Annotated in this window: 13 protein-coding genes; 7 read left to right on the top strand and 6 right to left on the bottom strand. The window is 71.4% G+C overall.

Going from position 1 to position 13,723, the window contains the following annotated elements:
• Positions 1-190: 190 nt before the first annotated feature.
• The 3 genes from ACIQAC_RS07400 to ACIQAC_RS07390 form a co-directional block, all read right to left on the bottom strand.
• Entirely contained in the window at positions 191-430 is a 240-nt protein-coding gene (locus ACIQAC_RS07400; protein ID WP_402187907.1) for a hypothetical protein, read from the bottom strand.
• A 192-nt stretch (positions 431-622) separates the two neighbouring features.
• Positions 623-1,144 (bottom strand): toxin-antitoxin system, toxin component, encoded by a 522-nt coding sequence (locus tag ACIQAC_RS07395; RefSeq protein ID WP_402188209.1) that lies wholly within the window; start codon positions 1,142-1,144, stop codon positions 623-625.
• A 32-nt stretch (positions 1,145-1,176) separates the two neighbouring features.
• On the bottom strand, positions 1,177-1,833 hold the full coding sequence (locus ACIQAC_RS07390; RefSeq protein ID WP_402187905.1) for a helix-turn-helix domain-containing protein: 657 nt from the start codon (positions 1,831-1,833) through the stop codon (positions 1,177-1,179).
• Between the two features lie 224 nt (positions 1,834-2,057).
• On the opposite strand from ACIQAC_RS07390, the gene ACIQAC_RS07385 reads away from it, so the two are divergent.
• From ACIQAC_RS07385 to ACIQAC_RS07355, 7 genes are all read left to right on the top strand, one after another.
• Positions 2,058-2,729, top strand: a complete 672-nt coding sequence (locus ACIQAC_RS07385; protein WP_402187903.1) for a hypothetical protein — start codon at positions 2,058-2,060, stop codon at positions 2,727-2,729.
• 358 nt (positions 2,730-3,087) lie between these two features.
• Entirely contained in the window at positions 3,088-4,086 is a 999-nt protein-coding gene (locus tag ACIQAC_RS07380) for a LacI family DNA-binding transcriptional regulator (protein ID WP_402187901.1), read from the top strand.
• Between the two features lie 132 nt (positions 4,087-4,218).
• The gene (locus ACIQAC_RS07375) at positions 4,219-5,565 is read left to right on the top strand and encodes an ABC transporter substrate-binding protein (RefSeq protein ID WP_402187900.1); all 1,347 of its coding nucleotides are present in this window, start codon (positions 4,219-4,221) and stop codon (positions 5,563-5,565) included.
• Positions 5,566-5,571: 6 nt separating this feature from the next.
• The gene (locus tag ACIQAC_RS07370; protein WP_402187898.1) at positions 5,572-6,528 is read left to right on the top strand and encodes a carbohydrate ABC transporter permease; all 957 of its coding nucleotides are present in this window, start codon (positions 5,572-5,574) and stop codon (positions 6,526-6,528) included.
• Positions 6,525-7,385: a carbohydrate ABC transporter permease gene (locus ACIQAC_RS07365; protein WP_402187896.1), complete on the top strand. Its 861-nt coding sequence runs from the start codon at positions 6,525-6,527 to the stop codon at positions 7,383-7,385. Before ACIQAC_RS07370 ends, ACIQAC_RS07365 begins: the two co-directional genes overlap by 4 nt.
• Before the next feature lie 44 nt (positions 7,386-7,429).
• Complete coding sequence (locus ACIQAC_RS07360) at positions 7,430-9,040, top strand: glycoside hydrolase family 13 protein (protein ID WP_402187894.1); 1,611 nt, start codon at positions 7,430-7,432, stop codon at positions 9,038-9,040.
• Between the two features lie 105 nt (positions 9,041-9,145).
• Complete coding sequence (locus ACIQAC_RS07355) at positions 9,146-11,278, top strand: discoidin domain-containing protein (protein ID WP_402187893.1); 2,133 nt, start codon at positions 9,146-9,148, stop codon at positions 11,276-11,278.
• Between the two features lie 73 nt (positions 11,279-11,351).
• On the opposite strand, the gene ACIQAC_RS07350 is transcribed toward ACIQAC_RS07355, so the two are convergent.
• Genes ACIQAC_RS07350 through ACIQAC_RS07340 form a run of 3 tightly spaced genes read right to left on the bottom strand, consistent with a single transcriptional unit; the run spans position 11,352 to position 13,722 of the window.
• Entirely contained in the window at positions 11,352-12,155 is an 804-nt protein-coding gene (locus tag ACIQAC_RS07350) for an endo alpha-1,4 polygalactosaminidase (RefSeq protein ID WP_402187891.1), read from the bottom strand.
• Positions 12,152-12,814 carry a spherulation-specific family 4 protein gene (locus ACIQAC_RS07345; protein ID WP_402187889.1) on the bottom strand — a complete coding sequence of 221 codons (663 nt, stop codon included), beginning with the start codon at positions 12,812-12,814 and terminating at the stop codon, positions 12,152-12,154. The genes ACIQAC_RS07350 and ACIQAC_RS07345 overlap by 4 nt, the downstream gene beginning before the upstream one ends.
• Positions 12,811-13,722 (bottom strand): NAD-dependent epimerase/dehydratase family protein, encoded by a 912-nt coding sequence (locus tag ACIQAC_RS07340; RefSeq protein ID WP_402187888.1) that lies wholly within the window; start codon positions 13,720-13,722, stop codon positions 12,811-12,813. Before ACIQAC_RS07340 ends, ACIQAC_RS07345 begins: the two co-directional genes overlap by 4 nt.
• Between the last annotated feature and the right edge of the window lies 1 nt (position 13,723).

The following is a 13,723-nucleotide window of genomic DNA, read 5'->3' as shown; positions in this document are numbered from 1 at the left end:
GCGAGGAACTGCGCGACAAGCCCCCACCGGACCCGCACGGACCCACCGCACCGGCGGGCCCGGTTGTCAGGGGCGCGGGGAACTGCGCGAACAACCCCCACCGGGCCCGCACGGGCTCACCGCACCGGTGGATCCGGTTGTCAGGGGCGCGGGGAACTGCGCGAACAACCCCCACCGGACCCGCAACCGGTTATCGGACCGGAGGGCACCACGTGGAGAGGAGGCGGAAGAAGGACTCCTCGTTGCCGGTGAGGCCCGCCTCCTCCAACGCCCGGTCCGCCTCGGCGAGGACGGCGGGCGGGACCATGGGTGGTCGCGCGGCCCCAGGCGGCCCGGCCTCCGCGTCACAGGCCGCCCGAACCGTGTGCAGCAGGCGCAGATACGCCTGGACGGCGGTGCGTTCGCGATCGGTCAGTACGGCGGTCTGCATCGGTCGGCTCCTCGTCTGGGTGACCACCCGCGCCCTCGGGCACGCACGCACCCGGACAACGGGGGCGCAACCCCCAGCTTGCCAACCACCACTGACAATCCGCCCGGACCACGGGTTCTTTCGCCCGCTCAGCGCAGGGGACGGGCTCTCGGCACAGGCGCTCGCACACCCCCGCTCCCGAACGACCGCCGTTCACTCCCGCCCGAGATACCCCAGCGACGCCTCGATCCGCCCCGCCAGATGGTCCCGCTGACCCCGCTGCGCCGAACCCGCCAGCCACGTACGGCACTTGCTCGCGAGCAGCAGACCGAAGCTCTCGGCCTCCCTCTCGTCCGCCAGGTCGAACCGCGTACGCGCGGCGACCGAGCGCACGGCGTCCCGCAGGTCCGCCTCGTCGCACAGCAGCCGCGCGGCGACCGTCGCGCCCTCGACATGGTGCCCGTGGTGCCCGGCCGCCATGTGCCACAGCTCGTGCCCGAGGATCACCAACTGGTGGTCGGGCGCGGTCCGCTCCTCCACGACCACCAGATCCTGGTCGGCCATGTCGAGCCACAGCCCACTCGCCGCGCTCTGCGGAAACGCGGCCGTCCGGAAGTGCACGGGACGCCCTCGCCGCCTGCTCATCGCGTCGCACAGCGCCGTGTACAGGTCGGCCGGCCGCGCGGGCGCCGGAACGCCGACCTCGGCGACCAGCTCACCGCACAGGCGGCGCATTCGCCTACCGGTGCCCACAGTCATCCCCAGCATCACGACTCGGGCCGCTTGACGCTCTCCAGGAGCATGTCCAGCCATTCGGCGACCTTGTCGCGGTGCTGGTCCGTGGGCAGTTGCGCGGCCCGCCACGCGATGCCGCGCACCCCGTGGTCCTGCAACAGCTTCTCCAGCGGGTCCTCGGCCTTCGCGGCCGCCTCCCGCTCCCGGTCGGCGAGCTTCTGGAGCAGATCCTGCTCGGTGCGCTGCAACGTGCCCGCGAGCGCCTCGGGATCCTCCGCGGTCAGAAACCCGGCGTGCACCCGGAAGAACCGCTGGATGGCGTCGCAGTGCTCCATCGTGGGCCGCCGGTCGCCGTTGATCAGCGCACCGGCCTGCTGCCGGGACATCCCGGCGCCGTCCGCGATCTCCTGCTGGGTGTACTTGCGGCCGTTGGACTTCAGCCGGGTGCGCCGCAGCATCTCCAGCCGCTGGAGGAACCGCGCCTGCACATCGGGCTCGCCCGCGGGCCGGCCGCCGAGCAGCTCCCGCACCACGGGCTCGGGGACACCGCTGGCCACGGAGAGCCGCCCGGTGTCGAAGACCTCGGAGTGCGCGATGCCCAGCCGGTCGGTGAGTGCGGCGACGCGGACGACTACGGCCGACAGCACTACCGACGCCGTGGCGCCCGGAACCTCGTAGCCATCCGTCACCGAGGGGTCTCCTACGTTTCTCACAGCCATCTCACAAGCGGGTTGCCGTGAACTTCCCGGAGCGTACCGGCTGGTTCGAACTCACATCCAGGTCTCGCCACAACTGTGGCCAATTTCAGCCGTCAACCGTCGCCGAATGCCACGATAGTTGACACAGTGCTGGTCGGGGCCGCAGGATCGGGGCGCCGCGAGAAGGCCGCATAGGCAAGAGGGGTGACCTCCCGATGGCATATCAGGCAGGTGGACAGCGGTCGGTGCCGCGGTCCGTCCCCACGAGCCGCGAGGCCCAGGCGTACCTCGAGGACTACGCCACGCTCCTGGAGGCGCTCCCCTTTCCGTCGTTCGTCGTCGACCGGAGCTGGGACGTGGTCCTCGCCAACGGCGCGTTCGAGACACTTTTCCGCGGTGTCGGACCCCATCCGACGGCCATGCCGGACGACAACTTCCTGCGGTTCGTCCTGTTCCATCCGGACGCGAGCGTGATCCTCGGCGACCACGAGTCGCAGTGGTGCCTGCCGATGCTGGCGCACTTCGCGGGCGCGGTGGAGCGGTACAGCCACGACCGCCAACTCCAGTCGATCCGCCGGGACATCGCCCAGGATCCGATCATGGAGGCGGCGTACCGGCACGGGCTGCCGCACTGGATCCGCGCGATGGGCGAGGACGCCTTCGAGCACGACGGCTCGGTCCGCCCGCTGCTGCACCCCGATCCGCGCTGGGGCGCCACCGACTGCCGGGTCGTGGTCGAGACGCCCAGGGCCCTGCGGGAGCTGGGCTGCACCCGGCTGACGCTGGTGCTGCGCGAGCCCCGCAGGCCTGCCACCGGTCCGCACCGCGGTCGCGCGCGGCGTGCGGCGGCCGGCCATCTGACGGTGGTCCCCGCCCCCGAGAACTGACCGGGCACCGTCGGCGTTCAGGTCGCCGACGGCGCCACGGTCGACCCCGTCCCCGCCCCCGCCCCACGGCACGTCCGGCATGCCCCCGCCTTCAGCAAGGGCAGCACGCGCACGTAACGACACCGGCGGCCGGCCAGGGGCGCGGGGCGCTGTCGACGTGCGGCTCCGCCGCGCGGGCGCGCCCGACGCCGGGCACATCATCACCCCGCCCCGGGCAACCCCGATCAGCGGCGCGGGGAACCGCGCGACAAGCCCCCACCCACCCGCTACCCGAAGCCCCACCCCACGGCGGAGCCCCCCGTCCTGATCGCAACCCGTAACGCAAGCCGCTTGCGTACCTTGCGCTATTCTTGCGACCATGACGCGACGACTTGCTGAAGTGGCGAAGAAGGTCGGGGTCAGCGAAGCGACAGTGAGCCGGGTGCTCAACGGCAAGCCCGGCGTCTCCGCCGCGACCCGCCAGTCCGTCCTCTCCGCCCTCGACGTACTCGGCTACGAGCGCCCCACCCAGCTGCGCGGCGAACGCGCCCGGCTGGTCGGCCTGGTCCTGCCCGAGCTCCAGAACCCGATCTTCCCGGCCCTCGCGGAAGTGATCGGCGGCGCCCTCGCGCAGCTCGGCCTGACCCCCGTGCTGTGCACCCAGACCAAGGGTGGCGTCTCCGAGGCGGACTACGTCGAACTCCTCCTTCAGCAGCAGGTCTCCGGCGTCGTCTTCGCCGGCGGCCTCTTCGCGCAGTCCGACGCCCCGCACGACCACTACCGCCTGCTCGCGGACCGCAACATCCCCGTCGTGCTGGTCAACGCGGCCATAGAGCACCTCGGCCTGCCCGGCGTCTCCTGCGACGACGCGGTCGCCGTCCAGCAGGCCTGGCGCCATCTCGCCTCGCTGGGCCACGAGCGCATCGGCCTGGTGCTCGGCCCCGGCGACCACGTGCCCTCGGCCCGCAAGCTGGCCGCCGCCCGGGAGATCGCCGGGGAGCTGCCGGACGAGCATGTCGCGCGGGCCATGTTCTCCATCGAGGGCGGCCACGCGGCGGCCGCGAAACTCATCGACCGGGGCATCACGGGCTTCATCTGCGCCAGCGACCCGATCGCCCTCGGCGTGGTGCGCGCGGCCCGCCGCAAGGGCCTCGACGTGCCCTCGCGGATCTCCGTCGTCGGTTACGACGACTCGGCGCTGATGAACTGCACCGAGCCGCCCCTGACCACCGTCCGCCAGCCCATCGAGTCCATGGGCCGGGCCGTGGTGGAACTGCTGAACGCGCAGATCGGAGGCACTGTGGTGGCCGCCGAGGAGCTGCTCTTCGAGCCCGAGCTGGTGGTGCGCGGATCCACCGCGCAAGCGCCGCGGAACTGACCCCCGAAGGTTGTCGATTAATTGCAATCTCTGCGCGACATCTTGCGTAGTGATGCCGTCGGTGCTTGAGTGTGCGGCGCCCACCGCTCCGCCCGAAGGGGCACTGCCGCTCCTGCCCAAAGGGGTCCACCGATGAGAAGCACCGGGTTCCGCCGTACGTTCATCACGCTCGCCGCGTGTTCGCTCGCCCTGACCGCCTGTGGCTCGGGTGACGAAGACGACTCGGCGAGCGGCAAGACCCGCATCACGGTCAACTGCATGCCGCCGAAGAGCGCCAAGGTCGACCGGCAGTTCTTCGAGGCCGACATCGCGGCCTTCGAGAAGCAGAACCCGGACATCGACGTCACCGCGCACGACGCCTTCCCGTGCCAGGACCCGAAGACCTTCGACGCCAAGCTCGCCGGAGGCCAGATGGAGGACGTGTTCTACACGTACTTCACGGACGCCCGGCACGTCGTCGACATCAACCAGGCCGCCGACCTCACTCCGTACGTCAAGGAGCTGAAGAGCTACGAGACCATCCAGCAGCAGCTGCGCGACATCTACACCGTGGACGGCAAGATCTACGGCATCCCGCGCACCGGCTACTCGATGGGCCTGATCTACAACCGCGCCCTCTTCGAGAAGGCCGGCCTCGACCCGGACCAGCCGCCCACCACCTGGGAAGAGGTCCGCAGCGCCGCCAAGAAGATCGCCGAACTCGGCAACGGCACCGTCGGATACGCCGACTACAGCGCGCAGAACCAGGGCGGCTGGCACTTCACCGCCGAGCTGTACTCGCAGGGCGGTGACGTGGTCTCCGCCGACGGCAAGTCGGCCACCGTCGACACCCCCGAGGGCAAGGCCGTCCTCCAGACCCTGCACGACATGCGCTGGACCGACAACTCGATGGGCAGCAAGCAGCTCCTGGTCATCAACGACGTCCAGCAGATGATGGGTTCCGGCAAGCTCGGCATGTACCTCGCCGCCCCCGACAACATCCCGATCCTGGTCAAGGAGAAGGGCGCAAAGTACGAGGACATGGCCCTCGCGCCGATGCCCGGCGGCGAGGCCACCCTCATCGGCGGCGACGGCTACATGTTCAACAAGAAGGCCAGCCCCGACCAGATCCGCGCCGGCCTCAAGTGGCTCGACAGCATGTTCCTCACCCCCGGTGACGGCTTCCTCGGCGACTACGCCCGCGCCAACAAGCAGGACGCGCCGGTCGGCCTGCCGGAGCCGCGGCTGTTCACCGGTGCCGCCGACGAGAAGGACCAGCAGGTCAAGGAAGCCAACGCCAACGTGCCGGTGGAGAACTACCAGGCCTTCCTCGACGGCAACCAGAGCCTGGACATGAAGATCGAGCCGCCGAACGCCCAGCAGATCTACTCGGTCCTCGACGGTGTCGTCTCCGCGGTCCTCACCAAGGAGGACGCCGACATCGACGGACTGCTGAGCGACGCCTCCGGCAAGATCGACGACATCCTCGCCCGGGGCTGACCCACGATGACCAAGACGGCTCAGCGGCGGACCGAGGCGAAGGTCGCGGTCAGCCCGGTCTCGGCGCCGCCCCCGGCAGGGGACCGGGGGCGGCGCCGGCTCTCCGACCAGCTCCGTGCCTACGGATTCCTGATCGGCGGACTGATCTGCTTCGCGCTGTTCTCCTGGTACCCGGCGATCCGCGCGGTCGTGATCTCGTTCCAGAAGTACACGCCGGGCGCCCCGGCCGAGTGGGTGGGCACCGACAACTTCACCCGCGTCCTGGACGACCCGGAGTTCACCGCGGCCTGGCGCAACACGTTCACCTTCACCCTGCTCGCCCTGCTCGTCGGCTTCGCGATCCCGTTCGTCATGGCCCTGGTCCTGAACGAACTGCGGCACGCGAAGGCCTTCTTCCGCGTGGTCGTCTATCTGCCGGTGATGATCCCGCCGGTGGTCAGCGCACTGCTGTGGAAGTGGTTCTACGACCCCGGCACCGGCCTCGCCAACGAGGCACTGCGCTTTCTGCACCTGCCCACGTCGAACTGGACCAACGGCGCCGACACCGCCCTGATCTCCCTGGTCATCGTCGCGACCTGGGCCAACATGGGCGGCACGGTCCTGATCTACCTGGCCGCCCTCCAGTCCATCCCCGGCGAGCTCTACGAGGCCGCCGAACTGGACGGCGCCAACCTGCTCCAGCGCATTCGGCACGTCACGATCCCGCAGACCCGGTTCGTGATCCTGATGCTGATGCTCCTCCAGATCATCGCGACGATGCAGGTCTTCACGGAACCGTTCGTCATCACGGGCGGCGGCCCGGAGAACGCCACGGTCACCGTGCTCTACCTGATCTACAAGTACGCCTTCCTCTACAACGACTTCGGCGGCGCCTGCGCCCTGAGCGTGATGCTCCTGGTCTTCCTCGGCGCCTTCGCCGCCGTCTATCTGCGGCTCACCCGCTCGGAGGGGGACAGCGAATGAGCACCCGTACCCTCGTCTCCCCGGCGACCCTCGCCCGCCCACGCGGCAGGGCGGCCTACTGGACCGTCTTCGGCGGCGTCCTGCTGCTGTTCGTCGTGGCGTTCCTGTTCCCCGTCTACTGGATGGTGTCCGGGGCGATGAAGTCGCCGGACGAGGTGGCCCGGACACCTCCGACCCTGGTGCCCGAGAAGTGGAGCCTGACCGGCTACACGGACGCCTGGGAACTGATGGACCTGCCGACCCATCTGTGGAACACGGTGGTGCAGGCGGCCGGCGCCTGGATCTTCCAGCTGGTCCTGTGCACCGCCGCCGCCTACGCCCTGTCCCGGCTGAAGCCGGTCTTCGGCAAGGTGATCCTCGGCGGCATCCTCGCCACCCTGATGGTGCCCGCCCAGGCGCTCGTGGTGCCGAAGTACCTGACCGTCGCCGACCTCGGGCTGCTCAACGACCCGCTCGCGATCTGGCTGCCGGCCGTCGCCAACGCCTTCAACCTCTACCTCCTGAAGCGGTTCTTCGACCAGATCCCGCGCGATGTGCTGGAGGCCGCGGAGATCGACGGCGCCGGCAAGCTGCGCACCCTCTGGTCGATCGTGCTGCCCATGTCCCGGCCGGTGCTCGGCGTGGTGTCGATCTTCGCCCTGGTCGCCGTCTGGCAGGACTTCCTCTGGCCGCTGATGGTCTTCTCCGACACCGAGAAGCAGCCGATCAGCGTGGCACTCGTCCAGCTGTCGCAGAACATCCAGCTGACCGTCCTGATCGCCGCCATGGTGATCGCCAGCATCCCGATGGTCGCGATGTTCCTGATCTTCCAGCGCCACATCATCGCCGGGATCAGCGCGGGCAGCACAAAGGGCTGACACCGCCGCCGCACCCCCCACGAACCGACAGAGAGGCCAGTACCGTGGCACAGCCCACCCCTGCCCGGACCCACCTCGACTGGTGGCGCTCCGCCGTCATCTACCAGGTCTACGTACGCAGCTTCGCGGACGGCGACGGCGACGGCACCGGCGACCTGGCCGGCGTCCGCGCCCGGCTGCCGTACCTCGCCGAACTCGGCGTGGACGCCCTGTGGTTCACCCCCTGGTACCTCTCGCCGCTCAAGGACGGCGGCTACGACGTCGCCGACTACCGGGCGATCGACCCGGCCTTCGGCACCCTCGCCGAGGCGGAGAAGCTGATCGCCGAGGCCGGCGAGCTGGGCATCCGCACCATCGTCGACATCGTGCCCAACCACGTCTCCGACCAGCACTCCTGGTTCCGCGCCGCCCTCGCGGCCGGCCCCGGCAGCCCCGAGCGCGAGCTGTTCCACTTCCGGCCCGGACGCGGCGAGCACGGCGAACTCCCGCCCAACGACTGGCCGTCCCAGTTCGCCGGCTCCACCGAACCCGTGTGGACCCGGCTGCCCGACGGCGAGTGGTACCTGCACCTGTTCACCCCCGAGCAGCCCGACCTCAACTGGGCGCACCCGGCGGTCCGCCGCGAGCACGAGGAGGTGCTGCGGTTCTGGTTCGAGCGCGGTGTCGCCGGAGTCCGTATCGACTCCGCCGCCCTGCTCGCCAAGGACCCGGAGCTGCCCGACTTCGTCGAGGGCCGGGACCCCAACCCGTTCGTCGACCGCGACGAACTGCACGACATCTACCGTTCCTGGCGCCGGGTCGCCGACGACTACGACGGCATCTTCGTCGGCGAGGTCTGGCTGCCCGACACCGAGCGCTTCGCCCGCTACCTGCGCCCCGACGAACTCCACACCGCGTTCAACTTCGCGTTCCTGTCCTGCCCGTGGGACCCGGAGCGGCTGCGCACCTCCATCGACGAGACACTCGCCGAGCACGCCCCGGTCGGCGCCCCCGCCACCTGGGTGCTGTGCAACCACGACGTGACCCGCACGGCCACCCGCTACGGCCGCGAGGACACCGCGTTCGCCTTCGCCACCAAGGCCTACGGCACCCCCACCGACCTGGTCCTCGGCACCCGCCGGGCCCGCGCCGCCGCCCTGCTCTCCCTCGCCCTGCCGGGCGCCGTCTACCTCTACCAGGGCGAGGAACTGGGCCTGCCCGAGGTCGAGATCCCCCGCGACCGCATCGAGGACCCGATGCACTTCCGTTCCGGCGGCACCGACCCCGGCCGCGACGGCTGCCGGGTGCCGCTGCCCTGGGTCGCGGACGCCCCGTACGCCGGCTTCGGCTCGCAGCAGGAGACCTGGCTGCCGCAGCCCGTCAACTGGTCCTCGTACGCCGCCGATCTCCAGGCCGAGGACAGCGGCTCGATGCTGCGTCTCTACCGCGAGGCGATCCGGCTCCGCCCGGCCTTCGGCGACGGCCCGCTCACCTGGCGGCCCGCCCCCGACGGCGTTCTGCACTTCGTCCGCCAGGACGGGGCGGCGCACTGTCTGGTCAACCTGTCCGCCACCCCCGTCGACCTGCCCGACCACTCCGAACTGCTGCTCGGCAGCGGCCCGCTGGACCCGCAGGGCCGGCTGCCGCAGGACACGGCGGTCTGGCTGCGCGCCTGATCCGTCCCCGGCCACCCCCCACCCCACCGCTGTCCCCACACCCCCACACGGAGGGATCAGCTGATGTACACCCGCACCGCAAGATCTGTCAGGTACATGTCCATCATGGCCACGGCCGTCGCCCTGGCGGCCGGGACCCTCGTCGCCCTCGGTACCCCCGCCGCGCACGCGGCGGCCGGTGCCACCCTGCCGTTCGGCTCGGTGGAGGCCGAGTCCGCCACAACCACCGGCACCAGGATCGGACCCGACTACACCCAGGGCACCCTCGCCTCCGAGGCCTCCGGCCGCCAGGCCGTACGGCTCAACGCGGGCCAGCGGGTCGAGTTCACCGTCCCCCGGGCCGCCAACGCGCTGAACCTCGCCTACAGCGTCCCGGACGGCCAGTCCGGCACCCTCGACGTCTACGTCAACGGCACGAAGATCGCCAGGACGCTGCCCGTGACGTCGAGGTACTCCTACGTCGACACCCCCTGGATCGCGGGCGCCAGGACCCACCACCTCTACGACAACTCCCGGCTGCTGCTCGGCCAGAACGTGCAGGCCGGCGACCGGGTGGCCGTCCAGGCGACCGGCACCCAGGTCACCGTCGACGTCGCCGACTTCGAACAGGCGGCGGGCCCCTCGGCGCAGCCCGCCGGCTCGGTCTCCGTCGTTTCCCACGGCGCCGACCCCAGCGGCCAGGGCGACTCCACCCAGGCCTTCCGCAACGCCATCGCCGCCGCGCAGGGCCGGGTCGTGTGGATCCCGCCGGGCCAGTACCGGCTGACGTCGTCCCTGAACGGCGTACAGAACGTGACCCTCCAGGGCGCCGGGCACTGGCACTCCGTCGTCCGCAGCTCCCGGTTCATCGACCAGTCCGGCGGCGCAGGAAACGTCCGCATCAGGGACTTCGCCGTCATCGGCGACGTCACCGAACGGGTCGACTCCAACCCGGACAACTTCGTCAACGGGTCCCTCGGGCCCAACAGTTCGGTGTCCGGGATGTGGCTCCAGCACCTCAAGGTCGGCCTCTGGCTGACCGGCAACAACGACAACCTCGTCGTCGAGAACAACCGGTTCCTCGACATGACCGCCGACGGCCTCAACCTCAACGGCAACGCGCGCGGGGTGCGGGTCCGCAACAACTTCCTGCGCAACCAGGGCGACGACGCGCTCGCCATGTGGTCGCTCAACGCGCCCGACGTGAACAGCAGCTTCGAGAACAACACCATCACCCAGCCGAACCTCGCCAACGGCATCGCGATCTACGGCGGTACCGACATCGCCGTACGCAACAACCTGATCTCCGACACCAACGCCCTCGGCAGCGGTATCGCCATCTCCAACCAGAAGTTCCTCGACCCGTTCCACCCGCTGGCCGGCACCATCACCGTCGACGGCAACACCCTCGTGCGCACCGGCGCGATAAACCCCAACTGGAACCACCCGATGGGCGCGCTGCGCGTCGACTCCTACGACAGCGCGATCGACGCCCAGGTCCGGATCACCAACACCACGATCACCGACAGCCCGTACAGCGCCTTCGAGTTCGTCTCCGGCAGCGGGCGCGGCCTCGCGGCCAGGAACATCACCGTCGAAGGCGCCACCGTACGCAACACCGGCACCGTCGTCGTCCAGGCCGAGACCGCGGGAGCCGCCACCTTCCGCAACGTCACCGCCACCGGCGTCGGCGCCGCCGGCATCTACAACTGCCCCTATCCCTCCGGGACCTTCACCCTGACCGACGGGGGTGGCAACTCCGGCTGGAGCAGCACCTGGTCGAACTGCGCGGCCTGGCCGCAGCCCGGCCAGGGCAACCCCAACCCGGAGCCCACCGGCAACCTCGCCCAGGGCCGCCCGGCCACCGCGAGCAGCCAGACGGGTGACTACGGACCCGCGAGGGCCGTCGACGGCGACGCCAACAGCTACTGGGAGTCCGCCAACAACGCCCTCCCGCAGTCCCTGACCGTCGACCTCGGCTCCGCGCAGGCCGTGCGCCGGCTGGTCCTCAAGCTGCCGCCCGCCACGGCCTGGGGCGCCCGTACCCAGACCCTGTCCGTGCAGGGCGGCACCCAGGCCGGCACGTTCTCCACCGTGGTCGGGTCGCAGGGCCACCGCTTCGACCCGGCGACCGGCAACTCGGTCACCGTCGCCCTGCCCGCCGGCACCAGCCTGCGCTACCTGCGGCTCAACGTCACCGCCAACACCGGCTGGCCGGCGGGCCAGTTCAGCGAAGTGGAGGTGTACGCGAACCCCTGACCGCCTCCCGCGTCCGGCCGATGCGGTCCGCCCGTCAAGGGGCGGGCCGCGTCGGCGGGCCGGGCACCGCGCGTCAGCAGGGCTTGCGCCACACGCCCAGCTCCAGCTGCTTGCGCATCGACGACAGCCTCAGCCGCTTCGCGTCGGCGCAGAACTCGTCGTTCGGCACCGCGTACTCGACATGGAACACCGCCTTGCCGTCGCTCACGAACGGGCTCAGGGCGGCGCACTCGTCGAACTCGGCGCACTCCTCGTTGACCGCGAAGTCGAAGTCGCCCACCAGCCGCGGGATCTGGGCGAGGTCGTTCTTCAGGCCCACGGCCAGCCCACGGTCGTGCGCGAGACCGGCGATCATCCGGTTGTAGGCGAGCTGGTCGTCCGCGGTCAGCGGGAAACCGGTCCGGTTCGCGTACCCCTCCATCAGATCGGGCTCCACCGCGTCGAACCCCTTGTCGCGGCACATGTCCATCCGGCGCGCCATCAGCGGGCGCAGCTCGTCGAGCCGCCGGATGTCCAGCCAGCGCTCGCCCGCCCAGCCGTTCTCGGCACCCAGCATCGACCTCGGGAAGTCGCCCTTGTCGGGGCGGAAGTCCTCCCAGGCGCCGACGTTGACGTAACAGATGACCTTGCGGCCGTCGCGGTGCAGCCGGTCGACGACCTCCGCCGAGTTCTCGAAGCCGTCGATGTCGTACACCGGCACGTCCACGGACGTGTCCACCCTGCCGTCGAGCTGCCACTGCCACGCCAGGCCGGGCCGCGGCTGCCAGCGCTGCCGCACCCCCTCCCCGCCGTCGCCGCCGTTACCGCCGCCGTCACCGGCACACGCGGTCAGCACCAGGGCACACAGCACACCCCACGCCCATCCGGCACGTCTCATCGTTCCGGTTCCCCCAGCGCGGGCGTCAACTCGGCCCAGGGATTGGGCAGATCACCCGTGACCGGGCCGGCGACCGCCGCCCCGCGCTCACGGGCGGTACGCAGCGCGAGCGGCACCAGCGCCTCGGGCACGCCGTACACCAGGTGGCAGAACTTCTCCGGCGCGTGCCGGGCCGTCCAGTCCGGACGGCTGAACGCCGACACATACGTCGACCAGTGCCCCTCGAACGTCACCATCAAGTCGGCGATACGGGCATACCCCGGCGCCGGGTACGCGCCCGGGTTCAGCACCACGGGCGAAGCACCGAGCCGCCGCACCCCGCGCACCAGCCGCCGGCACGCGGACAGCTCCTCCGGCGCGGCCGTCACCCGGTCCAGGAAGCAGCCGTCGACGCCGTACCACTCGCGGTGCCGGACGACGTCCTCCCGTACGTCGGCGTGCGGACGCGCCCCGTAGTCGGTGTCGACGTATCCCAGCAGCCGGGCCCCCGCCGTGCGCAGCGCCTCGGCGGCCGCGGTGAACGCCGGGTCGGGTTCCGTGCCCGGCCCGTCCGCCGGGTTGAGCACCACCGCGTAGGTGCGGTCCGCCGCCCCGATCAGCCGGTGCCAGGCGCCGGGGTCCTCGGCGGGATGGACGTACAGCGGAACGAGCAGGCTCACCGGGGCGGCCCGCCGCCCTGCGGTGTCGTCGCCGCCCACAGCGCGGCCAGCGAGTCGTCCAGGGTGAAGGAGGGCCGCCAGCCGAGCACCCGCTGCGCCGCCGTGATGTCCGAACACTGCCACGAGACCTCTCCGGACCGGGCCGAACCGCCGCCGCCCTCCTCGATCCGGCCGCGGAACCCGGCGATCCGCGCCAGACCGTGCACCAGGTCCCGGACGACGGTCGCCCGTCCGCCGCCGATGTTGAGGACCCCGGACAGGGGCCCCACCGCCGACACGGCGAGCGCGCACGCCCGCGCCACGTCCCGCGCGTCGACGAAGTCCCGCCAGGCCGACAGGTCGCCCAGCCGGATCTCCGCGTCCGGGTCCGTGCCCGCCTCGCGCAGCAGCCCCGCGATCCGCCCCGGCAGCCCGGCGGCCGGCGCCCCGGCGCCGACCGGGTTCCCGACCCGCAGCACCACGGCGTCGAGCCCCGACGTGGTGACCGCGACCGTGCCCGCGAGCTTGGTGGCGCCGTACGGGGCCAGCGGACGGGTGGGCCCCGACTCGGGCACCTGGGTGTGCGGGGTGCCGGGACCGTACTCGGCGGCCGACCCCAGGTGCACCAGCCGGGCCGCCGGGGCCGCCTTGCGCAGGGCCGCGCAGAGCACCGCGGGGCCGCGCGCGTTGACCTCCGCCAGGGTCACCGGGTCGCCCCCGGTCGCGCCCGCACAGTTCACGACGGCGTCCGGCGCGGCGTCGGCGAGGGTCCGCGCCAGCTCGTCCGCGCAGGCGGTGCCGAGGTCCACACCGAACTCCGCGGCGGGCGAGCGGCCGCCGCCGAGCACCCGCACGCCCGGCAGGGCGCGCAGATGTCCGGCGACATGGCCGCCCAGATAGCCGGTCAGGCCGAGGACGAGAATGCGCATG

Origin of the sequence: Streptomyces sp. NPDC088387, from assembly GCF_044753385.1 — a bacterium.
Classification (GTDB): Bacteria; Actinomycetota; Actinomycetes; order Streptomycetales; family Streptomycetaceae; genus Streptomyces.
The sequence above is the reverse complement of the archived record's forward strand: the minus strand, read 5'-3'. Positions and strand labels throughout refer to the sequence as shown.